The sequence below is a fragment of the Bradyrhizobium sp. AZCC 1588 genome (genome assembly GCF_036924735.1).
Classification (GTDB): domain Bacteria; phylum Pseudomonadota; class Alphaproteobacteria; order Rhizobiales; family Xanthobacteraceae; genus Bradyrhizobium.
Genome location: NZ_JAZHSC010000001.1, coordinates 3,701,567 through 3,715,952, shown reverse-complemented (window position 1 = coordinate 3,715,952; position 14,386 = coordinate 3,701,567). Strand labels below are relative to the sequence as shown.

The 14,386-nt window shown below is 63.8% G+C and carries 16 protein-coding genes; 10 read left to right on the top strand and 6 right to left on the bottom strand.

From position 1 onward, the window contains the following. Positions 1 to 69: 69 nt before the first annotated feature. The 8 genes from yihA to dapE all read left to right on the top strand — a co-directional run bounded on the left by yihA (position 70) and on the right by dapE (position 7,215). Positions 70 to 720, top strand: coding sequence for a ribosome biogenesis GTP-binding protein YihA/YsxC (gene yihA / locus V1277_RS17400; protein ID WP_334417383.1), 651 nt, complete (start codon positions 70 to 72; stop codon positions 718 to 720). After that, the gene (locus V1277_RS17395; protein ID WP_334417382.1) at positions 720 to 1,091 is read left to right on the top strand and encodes a DUF423 domain-containing protein; all 372 of its coding nucleotides are present in this window, start codon (positions 720 to 722) and stop codon (positions 1,089 to 1,091) included. Before yihA ends, V1277_RS17395 begins: the two co-directional genes overlap by 1 nt. 279 nt (positions 1,092 to 1,370) lie before the next feature. Next, the gene (gene argB, locus V1277_RS17390) at positions 1,371 to 2,267 is read left to right on the top strand and encodes an acetylglutamate kinase (RefSeq protein ID WP_028347942.1); all 897 of its coding nucleotides are present in this window, start codon (positions 1,371 to 1,373) and stop codon (positions 2,265 to 2,267) included. A gap of 194 nt (positions 2,268 to 2,461) precedes the next feature. Continuing rightward, positions 2,462 to 3,448: a DUF1036 domain-containing protein gene (locus V1277_RS17385; protein ID WP_334420399.1), complete on the top strand. Its 987-nt coding sequence runs from the start codon at positions 2,462 to 2,464 to the stop codon at positions 3,446 to 3,448. Between the two features lie 145 nt (positions 3,449 to 3,593). Next, positions 3,594 to 4,289, top strand: a complete 696-nt coding sequence (locus tag V1277_RS17380) for a pyrimidine 5'-nucleotidase (protein WP_334417381.1) — start codon at positions 3,594 to 3,596, stop codon at positions 4,287 to 4,289. A 231-nt stretch (positions 4,290 to 4,520) separates the two neighbouring features. Beyond that, the gene (gene dapD, locus V1277_RS17375) at positions 4,521 to 5,366 is read left to right on the top strand and encodes a 2,3,4,5-tetrahydropyridine-2,6-dicarboxylate N-succinyltransferase (RefSeq protein WP_334417380.1); all 846 of its coding nucleotides are present in this window, start codon (positions 4,521 to 4,523) and stop codon (positions 5,364 to 5,366) included. Between the two features lie 71 nt (positions 5,367 to 5,437). Further along, a complete protein-coding gene (locus tag V1277_RS17370; protein WP_334417379.1) occupies positions 5,438 to 6,052 on the top strand; it encodes a DUF805 domain-containing protein in 615 nt (204 codons plus the stop codon). Next, on the top strand, positions 6,049 to 7,215 hold the full coding sequence (gene dapE / locus V1277_RS17365) for a succinyl-diaminopimelate desuccinylase (protein ID WP_334417378.1): 1,167 nt from the start codon (positions 6,049 to 6,051) through the stop codon (positions 7,213 to 7,215). Before V1277_RS17370 ends, dapE begins: the two co-directional genes overlap by 4 nt. Positions 7,216 to 7,391: 176 nt before the next feature. Here the strand turns inward: dapE and truA are convergent, their stop codons facing one another. From truA to def, 3 genes are all read right to left on the bottom strand, one after another. Continuing rightward, positions 7,392 to 8,129: a tRNA pseudouridine(38-40) synthase TruA gene (gene truA / locus V1277_RS17360; RefSeq protein WP_334383954.1), complete on the bottom strand. Its 738-nt coding sequence runs from the start codon at positions 8,127 to 8,129 to the stop codon at positions 7,392 to 7,394. 151 nt (positions 8,130 to 8,280) lie between these two features. Then, positions 8,281 to 9,216, bottom strand: a complete 936-nt coding sequence (gene fmt, locus V1277_RS17355; protein ID WP_334417377.1) for a methionyl-tRNA formyltransferase — start codon at positions 9,214 to 9,216, stop codon at positions 8,281 to 8,283. A gap of 150 nt (positions 9,217 to 9,366) precedes the next feature. Next, positions 9,367 to 9,894 carry a peptide deformylase gene (gene def, locus V1277_RS17350; protein ID WP_334417376.1) on the bottom strand — a complete coding sequence of 176 codons (528 nt, stop codon included), beginning with the start codon at positions 9,892 to 9,894 and terminating at the stop codon, positions 9,367 to 9,369. A gap of 182 nt (positions 9,895 to 10,076) precedes the next feature. Between def and V1277_RS17345 the strand changes: the two genes are divergently transcribed. Continuing rightward, positions 10,077 to 11,285, top strand: a complete 1,209-nt coding sequence (locus V1277_RS17345) for a DNA recombination protein RmuC (protein WP_334417375.1) — start codon at positions 10,077 to 10,079, stop codon at positions 11,283 to 11,285. Between the two features lie 175 nt (positions 11,286 to 11,460). Further along, a complete protein-coding gene (locus tag V1277_RS17340) occupies positions 11,461 to 12,822 on the top strand; it encodes an AmpG family muropeptide MFS transporter (protein ID WP_334417374.1) in 1,362 nt (453 codons plus the stop codon). A gap of 180 nt (positions 12,823 to 13,002) precedes the next feature. Here the strand turns inward: V1277_RS17340 and V1277_RS17335 are convergent, their stop codons facing one another. The 3 genes from V1277_RS17335 to V1277_RS17325 are packed head-to-tail and all read right to left on the bottom strand — an operon-like array spanning position 13,003 to position 14,374. Further along, complete coding sequence (locus V1277_RS17335) at positions 13,003 to 13,422, bottom strand: hypothetical protein (RefSeq protein ID WP_334417373.1); 420 nt, start codon at positions 13,420 to 13,422, stop codon at positions 13,003 to 13,005. A 24-nt stretch (positions 13,423 to 13,446) separates the two neighbouring features. Further along, on the bottom strand, positions 13,447 to 14,052 hold the full coding sequence (gene recR, locus V1277_RS17330) for a recombination mediator RecR (protein ID WP_028351632.1): 606 nt from the start codon (positions 14,050 to 14,052) through the stop codon (positions 13,447 to 13,449). Position 14,053: 1 nt separating this feature from the next. Next, complete coding sequence (locus tag V1277_RS17325; protein WP_057841937.1) at positions 14,054 to 14,374, bottom strand: YbaB/EbfC family nucleoid-associated protein; 321 nt, start codon at positions 14,372 to 14,374, stop codon at positions 14,054 to 14,056. Positions 14,375 to 14,386: the final 12 nt, after the last annotated feature.

The following is a 14,386-nucleotide window of genomic DNA, read 5'->3' as shown; positions in this document are numbered from 1 at the left end:
CGCAATTGCGCATCTGAGGTCTGGTGCTGCGCACCATCCCGGAATGACGTGCCGGGAAAGAACCTTCGCATGACCGCCGAAACCGATGCGGAGCTGATCGAAGAGGGACGAAAACTCTTCGCCGGCGAATGGAAGTTCGTCTGGGCCGCGCCCTCGATCGAAACGCTGCCGCCGATGGCGGGCATGGAGGTGGCGTTTGCCGGCCGCTCAAATGTCGGCAAATCGAGTCTCATCAACGCGCTCACCGGCCGCAACGCGCTGGCGCGCACCTCGCATACACCGGGCCGCACCCAGGAACTGATCTTCTTCGAAGGGCCTGATAGGGCCGGGCTGCGGCTGGTCGACATGCCCGGCTATGGCTATGCCTCGGCGCCGAAAACCAAGGTCGCCTCCTGGACCAAGCTGATTCATCAATTCCTGTTAGGACGCGCCACGCTGGCGCGGGTCTATGTGCTGATCGACGCGCGCCACGGCATCAAGGATGTCGATCAGGACGTGCTGAAGACGCTGGACAAGTCAGCGGTGAGCTACCAGGTGGTGCTGACGAAGGCGGACCAGGTGAAGGCCGCCGAGCTTCAGAACAATATCACCGAGACAACGGCCGCGCTCGCCAAGCATCCGGCGGCGTTTCCGGATGTATTGGTGACCTCCTCGCGCACCAGTGCCGGCATGCCGGAATTGCGCGCTGCGATGGTGCGCCTGTTGAAGGAGCGTGGCTGATGAACCGCGCCGGCCGCATCCTGATCGTGCTCGCTGCCATCATGGGCGCTGATGGCGTCATGCTGGCGGCAGCCTCCGCCCATGGCGCGGATGCGTCGCGGCTGGTGTCGGCGTCGTCGATGCTGTTGTTTCACGCCAGTGCGGTATTGGGCGCGGTCGCATTGGCCGAGTGCGGGATCGTTCACGCGAAAATCGGCATCGCGGCCGCTTTCGGCTTCGTTCTCGCAGCGAGCCTGTTCGCCGGCGATTTGACGCTGCGGCACTATGCCGGACATGGGCTGTTTACGATGGCCGCGCCCACCGGGGGGACACTGCTGATTGCGAGCTGGCTGGCGCTGGCGGTTTCGGCGGCCTGGCCGCGGCAGGGATGAATCTTCCCTTCTCCCCTTGTGGGAGAAGGTGGCATAGGCGGCCTTTGGCCGCCGTCTCTTAGAACGCCGATGCTTCGCATCGGCTACGGCGCCGGATGAGGGGTCTGCATCCGCGGAAAGAACCCCTCACCCGTCTCGAATGAGCTCGGCTCATTCGATCCACCCTCTCCCACAAGGGGAGAGGGAAGTAAGAGGCCTCCGCAATCCCCCCACTTTGCGCCCTGCCCGCCAATCGGATAGAACCCGGCCCGACATCCGAAAATGGCGAGACCCGCTTTCATGACATCAGCGCAAGATATCAGCCCGCTCGATCAGGCCCGCATCCTGTCGGAAGCGCTCCCGCATATGCAGCAATATGACGAGGAAACTATCGTCATCAAATATGGCGGCCACGCCATGGGCGCGGAGGAAACCGCCAAGGCGTTTGCGCGCGACATCGTGCTTCTGGAGCAGACCGCGATCAATCCGGTGGTGGTGCATGGCGGCGGGCCGCAGATCGCGACCATGCTGAAGCGGCTCGGCATCCAATCGGAATTTGCCGCCGGGCTGCGCATCACCGATGCCGCCACGATTGAGATCGTCGAGATGGTGCTGGCGGGCTCGGTGAACAAGCAACTCGTCGGCTACATCAACGAAGCCGGCGGCAAGGCCGTCGGGCTGTCCGGCAAGGACGGCAACATGGTGAAGGCGACCAAGACGTCGCGGACCATGGTCGATCCGGATTCGAACATCGAGAAGGCGATCGATCTCGGCTTCGTCGGCGATCCCGACAAGGTCGATCTCACGCTGTTGAACCAGTTGATCGGCTATGAACTGATCCCGGTGCTGGCGCCGCTGGCGACCTCGCATGACGGCCACACCCTCAACATCAACGCCGACACGTTTGCTGGCGCGGTCGCCGGTGCGCTCAAGGCCAAGCGACTATTGCTGTTGACCGACGTTCCCGGCGTGCTCGACAAGTCAAAGAAGCTGATTCCGGAATTGTCGGTGAAGGACGCGCGAAAGCTGATCGCCGACGGCACGATTTCCGGCGGCATGATTCCGAAGGTCGAGACCTGCATCTACGCGCTGGAACAGGGCGTGCAGGGCGTCGTCATCATCGACGGCAAGATGCGGCACGCGGTGCTGTTGGAGTTGTTCACCAATCAAGGCACCGGCACGCTGATCCATAAGTGATGCACGAGCGGCAAAAGGAAGTCGTCATGGTCGGGCATAGCCGTCCAAAGGACGGCGTCGCTTCCGCTAGCCTATGCCCGGCCATCCACGCCTTCATCGGCTGCAGCAGGAAAGACGTGGATGCCCGGAATCAATCGGGGCATAACGAGCGGAGAATGCAGCGGCAGGCGCGTTCAGCGTTCGCGCGCTTCCTGATGTCGCTGCCGGCCGCAATGATCTCGCTGTTCGTTTCCGCGCTGCCCGCGTTCGCCGACTTAAAGCTATGCAACCGCATGAGCTATGTGGTCGAAGCCGCGATCGGCATCGACGAGAAGGCGGCGACCGCGACGCGCGGCTGGTTCCGGATCGATCCCGCCGCCTGCCGGGTGGTGCTGCAGGGCGCGCTGACGGCCGACCGCATCCTGTTGAACGCGCGTGCGCTCGGCGTCTACGGCGCCTCGCCGATCCCGCAGAACGGCAGCGACACGCTGTGCATCGCGCCGGACAATTTCGTCATCGCCGCCGCCCGCCAGTGCCGCGGCAACCAGACGCCGGCGCCGTTCACCCAGATCACGCCGACGCGGACCGACGACGGCAACCTTGTCGCCTATCTGGCCGAAGATTCCGAATATGACGACGAGCAGGCGCGGCTCGCCGGCATCCAGCGGCTCCTGGTGATCGCGGGCTATGACGCCGCGCCGATCGACGGCGTCGACGGGCCGAAGACGCAGGCCGCCTTGAGCGCCTTTCTGAAGAGCCGCGGACTGGCGGCCGAAATCGTGCAGTCGCAAAACTTCTTCGCCACCATGATCGACGCCGTGCAAAAGCCCTCCTCCACAGGGCTAACCTGGTGCAACGACACGCCGCACAAGATCATGGCGGCGGTCGCCACCGACGACGGCAAGGCGGTGACCAGCCGCGGCTGGTACCGCATCGATCCCGGCAAGTGCCTGCATCCCGATGTGATCGGCCAGCCCAAACAGGTCTATAGTTTTGCCGAAGCCGTCGACGGCGAAAGCCGCGCCATCAAGTACCGGGACAAGCCGCTGAACTGGGGCGGCCCGAAACAGCTCTGCACGCGCGAGAGCAAGTTCGAGATATCCGAACAGGGCGATTGCGGCACGCGCGGACTTGCCGCAATCGGCTTTGCGCCGGTCGATATGAGCAGCGGCGGCAAGACGCTGCGATTTGCGATGCCGTGATGAAACTACGTTCTCACCTCAAACTCTTTCTGTCATCACCCGCGAAGGCGGGTGATCCAGTACTCCGTGACGCCGGTGGCTTACTTCTAAGGCCGCGGCGTACTGGATGCCCCGCCTTCGCGGGGCATGACACCGCGAGTATGTCATGAAATCTCCGCGCTCCTTCAGCCACATCGACACCTGGGTGTTCGATCTCGACAACACGCTGTACCCGCATCACGTCAATCTGTGGCAGCAGGTCGACGCGCGGATCGGCGAGTTCATCAGCGCTTACTTGAAGATATCAGCGGAAGACGCCCGCGTGATCCAGAAGGATTATTACCGCCGTTACGGCACCAGCATGCGCGGCATGATGACCGAGCACGGTGTGCACGCCGACGATTATCTCGCTTATGTACACAAAATCGATCACTCGCCGCTGGAGCCGAACCCGGCGATGGGCGCGGCGATCGCAAAGCTTCCGGGGCGTAAGCTGATCCTGACCAACGGCTCCACCGACCATGCCGGCGCGGTGCTGGAGCGGCTCGGCATAACCCAACATTTCGAGGCGGTGTTCGATATCATCGCCGCCGAGCTGGAGCCGAAGCCGGCGCCGCAGACTTACGACAGGTTCCTGCGCGTCCACGGCGTCGATCCCCTGCGATCGGCGATGTTCGAGGATCTCGCCCGCAACCTCGTGGTGCCGCACCAGCTCGGCATGACCACGGTGCTGGTGGTGCCTGACGGCGCCAAGGAAGTGGTGCGCGAGGACTGGGAGCTGGAAGGCCGCGATGCAGCTTACGTCGATCATGTCACGGATGATTTGACGGGGTTTTTGCAAAGTTTGAGCGATAGCGGATAAGCGCTCTCCGTCGTCCCTGCGAACGCAGGGACCCATAACCACCGCTATTGATTGTTGCCCTGGCTGGGGCTCCACCTTTTTTCAACACCGACATTCGTGGTTATGGGACCCCGCGTTCGCGGGGACGAATTGAGTGTAGGCGCTTGGCAGGGACGACATCCTGCCTTGACTCTCACCTCCCAAATCCCGAAAAAGCCCACCGACTTTGCCCAATCCCCCGAGGAAATCCCGATGTCCCTGTCCGCGCTCGAATCCACCGTCAATTCCGCGTTCGATGCCCGCGATGGCATTTCGACGGCGACCAAGGGCGAGGTTCGCGAGGCCGTCGATCACGCGCTTGAGCTGCTCGACAAGGGCGAAGCGCGGGTGGCCGAGCGCGAGGCCTCGGGCAAGTGGAAGGTCAATCAGTGGCTGAAGAAGGCCGTGCTGCTGTCGTTCCGCCTCAACGATATGGCCGCGATTCCCGGCGGCCCCGGCAAGGCGTCGTGGTGGGACAAGGTGCCGTCGAAGTTCGAGGGCTGGGGCGAGAACCGTTTTCGCGATGCCGGTTTCCGCGCCGTGCCCGGCGCGATCGTGCGCCGCTCGGCGTTCATCGCCCGCAACGTCGTGCTGATGCCCTCCTTCGTCAATCTCGGCGCCTATGTCGATGAGGCGACCATGATCGACACCTGGTCGACGGTTGGCTCCTGCGCGCAGATCGGCAAGCGCGTGCATATTTCCGGCGGCGTCGGCATCGGCGGCGTGCTGGAGCCGCTGCAGGCCGAGCCTGTGATCGTCGAGGACGATTGCTTCATAGGCGCGCGCTCGGAAGTCGCCGAAGGCGTGATCGTGCGCAAGGGCGCGGTGCTGGCAATGGGCGTGTTCCTCGGCGCCTCCACCAAGATCGTCGACCGCGAGACCGGCGAAACCTTCATCGGCGAAGTGCCGGAATATTCGGTCGTGGTTCCGGGCGCCCTGCCTGGCAAACCGCTGAAGAACGGCCAGCCCGGCCCATCGACGGCCTGCGCCGTGATCGTCAAACGCGTCGACGAGCGCACCCGCGCCAAGACCAGCATCAACGAATTGCTGCGGGACTGATCGAACCGGGGTCTTTTCCGCGCGACTAACCTACCGGGCCGCGGCATTTGCCGCCGTCCGGAGCGTTCGGCATGAACTGGACCTGGTACCTGTTCCGATTCGATGGCCGCATCAATCGCGCCAAGCTTTGGATGGCGCTGGTCATCATCATGTTCTGGATGATGATGTTGCTGGGCGGGCTGGCCGTTGCCACGGGCATCGTTCCCACCAAGACAACATTCAGCCTCAGCACCGACGACCTGTTTCGCGTCGTCGATCCCGCCAGCTACCGGTCGTGGTCCTGGGCCGGTATGCCTTCTTTGCTGATCAAAGTGATTGGCACGTCGCTGTTCCTTTGGGTCTATTTCGCCATCTCGATCAAGCGCCTGCATGACCGCGACAAAAGCGGTTGGTGGATGGTGCCGTTCTTCATCCTTCCCGGCCTCTACGACCAGTTCGCTGACCGCCTTCCGGATTCTTATTTCATGATAGTGCCGGCCCTGATTGGCTTCGGGTTGTACATCTGGGGCTTTGTCGAGATGTTCTTCCTGAGAGGCTCGCGAAACACCAACCGTTTTGGCCCCGACCCGCTGGCGTCGCAGCCGCGAGTGGATACGCGGCCGCCGTGGGATCAGCAGAGCGAGATCGAAATGGTGCCGCACAAGGCTGGCCCGCCGCCGGTTTGGCGTGTTAAGCCGGGGCTATGAATGACGCCGTTTCGATCACCCGCGATCTCGTCCGCTGCCCCTCTGTCACCCCTGCCGATGCCGGTGCGCTCGGCGTGCTCGAACGCCTGCTGAAGGGCGCCGGCTTCGAGGTGCATCGCGTCACCTTCGGCGAGCCAGGCACCGCCGATATCGACAACCTCTACGCCCGCATCGGCTCCGAAGCGCCGCACATCACCTTTGCCGGACACACCGACGTGGTGCCGGCCGGCGATGAGGCCGCGTGGACGCTCGGCGCGTTCTCCGGCGAGGTCAAGGACGGCTTTCTCTATGGCCGCGGCGCGGTCGACATGAAGGGCGGCATCGCCTGCAGCGTCGCAGCCGTGCTGCAATATCTCGCCGACAACGGCGGCAAGCCCCAAAAAGATGGCAAAGGTTCGATCTCGTTTCTGATCACGGGCGACGAAGAGGACATTTCGGTCAACGGCACCATCAAGCTGTTGAAGTGGTGCGCCGAGCGCGGCGAAAAATTCGATCATTGCGTGCTCGGCGAACCTTCCAACGTCGAGGTGCTGGGTGATTGCATCAAGATCGGCCGCCGCGGCTCGCAGTCCGGCACGCTCTATGTCGACGGCGTGCAGGGCCATGTCGCCTATCCGCACCGCGCGTCGAACCCGGTGCCTGATATTTCAAGGCTGATCGTGGCGCTCTCCTACGTGCCGCTCGACCAAGGCAGCGCGCAGTTCGAGGCCTCCAACCTCGAGTTCACCTCCGTCGATGTCGGCAATACTGCCAGCAACGTCATCCCCGGACAGGCGCGCGCAAAGTTCAACATCCGCTACAACGACAATCACACGCAGGAAAGCTTGCGCGCGCTGGTCGAGGAGCGGCTGGCAAAGGCCTGCGGCAACCGCATCCGCGCCCGCATCGTGTGGGAATATTCCAACTCCAACGTGTTCGTGACGAAGCCGGGCGCGTTCACCGATCTCGCGGTAAGCGCGATCGAGGAAGTCACCGGACGCAAGCCGGAGCTCTCGACTTCCGGCGGGACCTCGGACGCGCGCTTCATTTCGAGCTACTGCCCGGTAATCGAGTTCGGCCTCGTCGGCCAGACCATGCACCAGATCGACGAACGCACGCCGGTGTCGGATCTGGAGAAGCTGACGAAGATCTATCGCGGGGTGTTGGAGCGGTATTTTGCTTAAAGAGTGCCAACTCCGCCGTCATGGCCGGGCTCGTCCCGGCCATCCACGTTCTTGGTGCCTCACCGCAACGATCGCATCCGTCATGCCCGGCATTGCGTCGGGCATCCGCGTTCTGACTCAACAATAAGCAAAAAGGACGTGGATGGCCGGGACGAGCCCGGCCATGACGGTGAAGGCTAATACTCCACCCGCACCAGATACAGCCCCTCCGGAGGCGCCACCGGGCCGCAGGCGGCGCGGTTGCGGGCGGCCAAAGCAGCGGCAAGGTCGTCGGCGCTCCAGCGGCCTTCGCCGACCCAGACCAGTGAGCCCACCATCGAGCGCACCTGGCTATGCAGGAACGAGCGCGCTGAAGTGAGGATCGAAACCTGATCGCCTTCCCGGATCACGTCGAGCTGGTCCAGCGTCTTCTCCGGCGATTTCGCCTGGCACTCGGTGTCGCGAAACGTCGTGAAATCGTGCTTGCCGAGCAGCCTCTTGGCTGCGGCGTCCATCGCATCCGTATCGAGATGGCGCGGCACCCGCCAGCTTCGCTTGATATCGAGTGCGAGATTGGCGCGGTGGTTGGTGATCCGGTAGCGGTAGTGGCGTCTCTTGGCCGAGAAACGTGCCTCGAAATCATCGGCCACGATTTCCGCACTGAGCACGCCGATCGGATGCGGGCGCAGATGTGCGTTCAATCCATCGCGCAGCCGGCCCGGCGGAAACGGCTTTTGGATATCGCAATGCGCGACCTGCGCCAGCGCATGAACCCCGGCATCTGTGCGGCCCGAGCCATGGACGCGCACGTCCTCGCCGCAGATCGCCTTCACCGCAGTTTCCAGCGCGCCCTGCACGGTCGGCGCGTTATCCTGGATCTGCCAGCCGGAGAATGGCGTGCCGTCGTATTCGATAATGAGTTTGTAGCGGGGCATGTTTACTCGATGTCATCGTCCGCCAACCGGTCCGGCCTTTGGCCGGCCGGATGACAGGCTCCGGCGGACGATCCAGTACGCCGTGAAGTTCATATTTATTCTCAGGGGCCGCGGCGTACTGGATACCCCGCTTTCGCGGGGTATGACAGTGTCACGCAAACCGCGCACCAGCCTTCAGCGGCGTGCCGCGCAGGAAATCCGCGGCCTTCATCCGCGCCTTGCCTTCGCGTTGCAGTTCCAGAATGCGGATCGCGCCGTCGCCACAGGCAATCGTCAAACCATCGTCGAGCACGTCGCCGGGCGCACCTGAACCTTTCGCCAACTCACAGCGCAGAATCTTGATCCGCGCCGGCTCGCCGTCGGTAGCCAACTCGCACCAGGCGCCCGGAAACGGCGACAGCCCGTGAATATGCCGCAGCACCTCGCGCGCCGGTCGCTTCCAGTCGATCCGCGCCTCGGTCTTGTCGATCTTGGCGGCGTAGGTCACGGCGTCTTCGCTCTGTTTCTTGAGCTGTAACCCGCCGCGCTCGAGCCCGCCCATGGCGCGCACCATCAGGTCGGCTCCGAGCGGCGCCAGCGCGTCGTGCAGATCGGCGGCCGTCATTAAGTCCGTGATCGCGAGCCGCTCGGCCATCGCGACGTCGCCGGTGTCGAGGCCAACATCCATCTTCATCACCATCACGCCGGTCTCGGCATCGCCTGCCATGATAGCGCGGTTGATCGGGGCGGCGCCGCGCCAGCGCGGCAGTAGCGAAGCATGCAGATTGAAGCAGCCGTAGCGCGGCGCGTCGAGAATGGCCTGCGGCAGGATCATGCCGTAGGCGACGACGACGGCGGCGTCGGCATTGTGCGCGCGGAATTCGGCGAGCGCTTCCGGCGTCTTCAGCGTTGCCGGCGTCCGCACGGGAATCCCAAGCCGCCGCGCTTCCTGCTCGACCGGGGTCGGCTGCAATTGCAGCCCACGGCGGCCGCCAGGTTTCGGCGCGCGGGTGTAGACGGCCACGACCTCGTGGCCATGGGCCACGAGTTCGAGCAGCGTCGGCACTGCGAAATCGGGCGTGCCCATGAAGATCAGGCGGAGTGGCATAACAAGAACTCGGTGCGTTCCCTCCCCCCTTGCGGGGGAGGGTTAGGGAGAGGGGTAAGCCCCACGGACGGTGCTCGTGGCTACCCCCTCTCCAGCTCTCCCCCGCAAGGGGGAGAGCAGATCGAGTGTGGGGCAACACTGCTCGCTTATTCACCCCGCCGCGCGCTTGGCGGCTTTCGTAAACTTCTTCATCACGCGGTCGCGCTTCAGCTTCGACAGATAGTCCACGAACAGCACGCCGTTGAGGTGGTCGATTTCATGCTGGATGCAGGTGGCGAACAGCCCGTCGGCGTCCTCCTCATGCACCTTGCCGTCGAGATCGATATAGCGGATGCGAACCCGCGCCGGGCGTTCGACCTCCTCGTAATATTCGGGGATCGAAAGGCAGCCCTCCTCGTAGACCGACATTTCCTCGGACGAGGAGATAATTTCCGGGTTGATGAACACCCGCGGCTTCGGCTTGGTCTCGCCGTTCTCGTCCTTCTTGGCGAGGTCCATGGTGATCAATCGCAAAGGTTGCGCGACCTGGATCGCGGCCAGACCAATGCCAGGCGCGTCGTACATGGTTTCGAACATGTCGTCGGCGAGCTTGCGGATCTCCGTCGTCACCTTTTCGACAGGTTTGGAGACGAGCCGCAACTGCTTGTCCGGCAGGATGATGATTTCTCTGATGGCCATGATTTTTCTCTGGCGCGGGATTTAAGCCGCTGACCTGCCGGGGTCAATCCGCCGCGGCGGCCGTTAAGGCGCCCTTAACCATGATTTTCAACGCGGCGTTAACCACGAAAATTGATCCATCATTTACCATAAATGTTCCCTCTTCGTTCGCGCAAGTCGGCGAATCGGGCTACAAAGCTGACATGAACGAAATCCTCTTCACCGTCGGCGACCTGCCGATTCACGTGGGCGAGGCGCTGGCGGGCTTCGGCGCGCTGGCGCTGGTGCTGCTGCTGGCGATTGCCATAGTCATCGCCCGCTCCGGTCGCCGCGGCGCGGAACTGGCAATGGCGCAGGCGATCCGCGCCGACGAGCTGGAAGAACGGCTGAGCGAGATGCTGCGGGCGCAGAGCGAATCGACCGGACGGGTCGACGCCATGGCGCAGGCGCTGACCGGCCGCCAGGCCGAGATGGCGCGCGCGGTCAACGAGCGGCTGGATTCGGTGACGCACCGCGTCGGCCAGTCGATGGAAGCGACCACGCGCCACACCATGGATAGCTTGCGGGTGCTGCACGAGCGGCTCGGCATCATCGACAACGCGCACAAGAACCTCACCGACCTGACGTCTCAAGTGACTACGCTCCGCGACGTGCTCGCCAACAAGCAGTCGCGCGGCGCCTTCGGCCAGGCGCGGATGGAAGCGATCGTGCAAGACGGCATGCCGCAGGGCTCGTACGAGTTCCAATACACGCTCTCGTCGGGCAAACGGCCGGATTGCGTGGTGTTCCTGCCGGATCAGCGCCCGCTCTGCATCGACGCCAAATTTCCGCTGGAGGCGATGACCGCGCTGCACGACGCGCGCAGCGACGAGGAGCGCAAATTCGCCACGCAGCGCCTGCGCAACGACGTGATGAAACACGTCAATGACATCGCCGAAAAGTACCTGATCGCCGGCGAGACCCAGGATACGGCGCTGATGTTCGTGCCATCGGAATCGGTCTATGCCGAAATCCACGATGGCTTTGACGACGTGATCCAAAAAGCCTACCGCGCCCGCGTCGTACTGGTGTCGCCCTCGCTATTGATGCTGGCGATCCAGGTGATGCAGCAGATCCTGAAAGACGCGCGCATGCGCGATGCCGCCGACCAGATCCGCACCGAAGTGCTCAATCTCGGCGACGATCTGGGCCGCCTTCGCGACCGCGTGCTGAAGCTGCAAAAGCATTTTGGCGACGTCAACGAGGACGTCCGCCAGATCCTGATCTCCGCCGACAAGATCGAAAAGCGTGCCGGGCGGATCGAGGAACTCGATTTCAGCAAGACCGATGCGCCGGTGGAAGTGCCGCGCTTCGTCAAGAACAGCACCCCCGAGCTGTTCCCCGCCCCGCGCAAGCTGCAGGCGGGGGAGTAGTTTCTTCCCTTCTCCCCTTGTGGGAGAAGGTGCGTTCCCGAAGGGAAGGCGGATGAGGGGTTCTTTCCGCGGAGACAGACCCCTCACCCGTCTCGAATGAGCTACGCTCATTCGATCCACCCTCTCCCACAAGGGGAGAGGGGAAGTGGCACCGAATCTCTGCTAACACCCCTGCATGACCGCACCAGAAGCCACCTCCGCACCTGAGAAAACCCCCGCGCCAAACTGGCGCGAGGCTTGGGCCGTGTACCTCCAGCCGCGCGTGCTGATCGTGCTGCTGCTCGGCTTTTCCTCCGGGCTGCCGCTGGCGCTGTCCGGATCGACGCTGCTGGTGTGGATGCGCGAATCCGGTGTCGATCTCGGCACCATCGGACTGTTCGCGCTGGTCGGTACGCCCTACACGCTGAAATTTGCATGGGCGCCGCTGGTCGATGCGCTGCATGTGCCGATCTTCACGCGCGCGTTCGGCCGCAGGCGCGGCTGGCTGGTGTTCTCGCAACTGCTCCTGATCGGCGCGATTCTGCTGCTGGCGCTGACCGACCCGGTGCGCTCGCCGCTGTTCGTGGCGCTCGGCGCACTTCTGGTCGCCACCATGTCCTCGACGCAGGACATCGTGGTCGACGCATTCCGCGTCGAGAGCCTGCTGGAAAGCGAACAGGCCGCCGGGATGGCCTCCTACGTCGCGGCCTACCGGATCGGCATGTTGGTCTCGACCGCCGGCGTGCTGTTCCTCGTAAGCGCGTTCGAGGACACCGGAATCGGGCGTAGCTCGGCGTGGATGTGGGGCTATGTTGCGATGGCCGCGCTGGTGCTGATCGGCACCGTCACGGCGCTGGCCGCCACCGAGCCCGAGCAATCGGTGCGCGCGGAGGCCAAGACCCACGACGAGGCTGCATTCTCGCGCGTTATGCATGCCGCCATCGGGGCGTTCTCTGAATTTCTGATCCGCAAGCATGCCTTGACGGTGCTGGCCTTCGTGGTGCTGTTCAAACTCACCGACGCGTTTTCCGGCACCATGACCGCGCCGTTCGTGATCGACCTCGGCTTCACCCGCAACGACTACGCCGCGATCGTCAAGGGCGTCGGTCTCGCCGCGACCCTGATCGGCGGCTTTGCCGGCGGCTATGTGGCGCGGCGCTATTCGCTGGTCGCGAGCTTGTGGATCGGCGGCGTGCTGCAGGCGATCTCCAACCTGGTGTTTGCATGGCTCGCCTTTGTCGGTACCAATCAATGGGCGCTGGCCGTCGCCATCTCGGCGGAAAACTTCACCGGCGCGATCGGCACCGTGATCTTCGTCGCCTATCTCTCGGCGCTATGCCAGAACCCGCTGCACACGGCGACCCAGTACGCGCTGCTCACCGCGCTGGCCGCTGTCGGACGCACCTATCTGTCCTCCGGCGCCGGCTATGTGGCGGAGGCGACGGGCTGGCCGCTGTTCTTCGTGATCTCCGTTGCGATAGCGGTGCCAAGCCTGATCCTGCTGGCGTGGCTGCAGCGGCGCGGGCATTTTGCGGCGCTGGGGCCGGTGAAGGTTTAGTTGCTCATCGGCAACCGCAAACACAAATCGTCATCACCCGCGAAAGCGGGTGATCCAGTATTCCAGAGCAGCCGATAGAGTCGATAGGCCGCGGCGTACTGGGTCGCCCGGTCCCAGTGCGCGCAATTGCGCACAAGGCCGGGCGATGACAGCGATGTCTGTGACAACGGCCGCGACAACTCAATGCTTCGTCACCACGCTCCACTTGGTGATCACGGCTTCGCTGATCTGCCCGGCATCCTGCGCGCAGGCGACTTCGTCGACCTTGACCGAAATTTCCTTGCCGATGAAATTCTTCAGTTGCGCCGCCTGAGCCTCGCTGCTGGTGACGAGCTGGAACGTTTCGGGCCCGGTTTCGAGATTGCAGAGGCCGTTCGGCGGCGGCAGCCGGCGCGGCTCGCTGGTGATCTGGTAGGTCGCGGCGCGCTTCTTGCCGCCCTTCATGGCGTTGAGTTCGCCGGACAGCACGTCGCCGGCCTTGATCGGCTTGCCGGGCTTCGGCGCGGGCTCGGCCTGCTGCGCCCATGCGGAAGGCGCGATCAAAGTCGCCGCCATGAGGACCGCAAAACAATAGCGTTTGCCGAATCGAGGTTTCGTCATGTCGATCAGTTCCGTTGGTGATGGTTAGAACAGCGTGCGCTGCCGCATGGCAGCCGATAGCGTACCTTCGTCGAGATAATCAAGCTCGCCGCCGACCGGCACGCCATGGGCAAGCCGGGTGATCTTGACGTTGGCGTCCTGCAGGAGATCGGTGATGTAATGAGCGGTGGTCTGGCCGTCGACCGTGGCGTTCAGCGCGAGCACGATTTCGCTGACTTGCGACTCGTGCGCGCGCGCCACCAGCGCGTCGATGGTCAGATCCTGCGGACCGATGCCGTCGAGCGGTGACAATGTGGCGCCGAGCACGTGGTAGCGGCCGTTGGTCGCATTCGCCCGCTCCAGCGCCCAGAGGTCGGCGACGTCGGCGACCACGACGATGGTCGAAGGATCGCGTCGCGGGTCGGTGCACACCGTGCAGGGGTTTTGGGTATCGATGTTGCCGCAGGTCTTGCAGACCTGAATCCTGTCGATTGCCACCTGCAGCGCGCCGGCCAAAGGCGTCATCAGCGCCTCGCGCTTCTTGATCAGGTGCAGCGCCGCGCGCCGCGCCGAGCGCGGCCCAAGCCCCGGCAGCCGCGCCAGGAGCTGGATCAGGCGTTCGATTTCAGGGCCGGCAACGCTGGCGGCCATTTCAGGTGAGACCAAGTCCGGGCGGCAGGCCGAGCCCGCCGGTCAGCGCCTGCATCTTTTCCATCGCCGCGGTCTCCGCCTTGCGCCGCGCGTCGTTTTGCGCGGTGACCAGCAGATCCTCGAGCACTTCGCGCTCCTCAGCCTTCATCAGCGACGGATCGATCTTCACGCCCTTCACTTCCATCTTCGCGGTCATGCGAACGGCAACCAGCCCGCCGCCGGAAATGCCCTCGACCTCGAGATTGCCGAGCTCTTCCTGCATCGCCTGCATCTTGGATTGCAGCTCCGCCGCCTGCTTCATCATGCCGAGAAAATCAGCCATTCATCCGTCCTC

Excerpts from the sequence above, each read along its gene's own strand:
- V1277_RS17345 (WP_334417375.1), top strand. The coding sequence starts at position 10,077 with ATGAACGAAATCCTCTTCACCGTCGGCGACCTGCCGATTCACGTGGGC.
- V1277_RS17325 (WP_057841937.1), bottom strand. The coding sequence starts at position 14,374 with ATGGCTGATTTTCTCGGCATGATGAAGCAGGCGGCGGAGCTGCAATCC.
- V1277_RS17380 (WP_334417381.1), top strand. The coding sequence starts at position 3,594 with ATGAAATCTCCGCGCTCCTTCAGCCACATCGACACCTGGGTGTTCGAT.
- recR (WP_028351632.1), bottom strand. The coding sequence starts at position 14,052 with ATGGCCGCCAGCGTTGCCGGCCCTGAAATCGAACGCCTGATCCAGCTC.
- V1277_RS17395 (WP_334417382.1), top strand. The coding sequence starts at position 720 with ATGAACCGCGCCGGCCGCATCCTGATCGTGCTCGCTGCCATCATGGGC.
- def (WP_334417376.1), bottom strand. The coding sequence starts at position 9,894 with ATGGCCATCAGAGAAATCATCATCCTGCCGGACAAGCAGTTGCGGCTC.
- truA (WP_334383954.1), bottom strand. The coding sequence starts at position 8,129 with ATGCCCCGCTACAAACTCATTATCGAATACGACGGCACGCCATTCTCC.
- fmt (WP_334417377.1), bottom strand. The coding sequence starts at position 9,216 with ATGCCACTCCGCCTGATCTTCATGGGCACGCCCGATTTCGCAGTGCCG.
- argB (WP_028347942.1), top strand. The coding sequence starts at position 1,371 with ATGACATCAGCGCAAGATATCAGCCCGCTCGATCAGGCCCGCATCCTG.
- V1277_RS17370 (WP_334417379.1), top strand. The coding sequence starts at position 5,438 with ATGAACTGGACCTGGTACCTGTTCCGATTCGATGGCCGCATCAATCGC.
- V1277_RS17335 (WP_334417373.1), bottom strand. The coding sequence starts at position 13,422 with ATGACGAAACCTCGATTCGGCAAACGCTATTGTTTTGCGGTCCTCATG.
- dapD (WP_334417380.1), top strand. The coding sequence starts at position 4,521 with ATGTCCCTGTCCGCGCTCGAATCCACCGTCAATTCCGCGTTCGATGCC.
- V1277_RS17340 (WP_334417374.1), top strand. The coding sequence starts at position 11,461 with ATGACCGCACCAGAAGCCACCTCCGCACCTGAGAAAACCCCCGCGCCA.
- dapE (WP_334417378.1), top strand. The coding sequence starts at position 6,049 with ATGAATGACGCCGTTTCGATCACCCGCGATCTCGTCCGCTGCCCCTCT.
- V1277_RS17385 (WP_334420399.1), top strand. The coding sequence starts at position 2,462 with ATGTCGCTGCCGGCCGCAATGATCTCGCTGTTCGTTTCCGCGCTGCCC.
- yihA (WP_334417383.1), top strand. The coding sequence starts at position 70 with ATGACCGCCGAAACCGATGCGGAGCTGATCGAAGAGGGACGAAAACTC.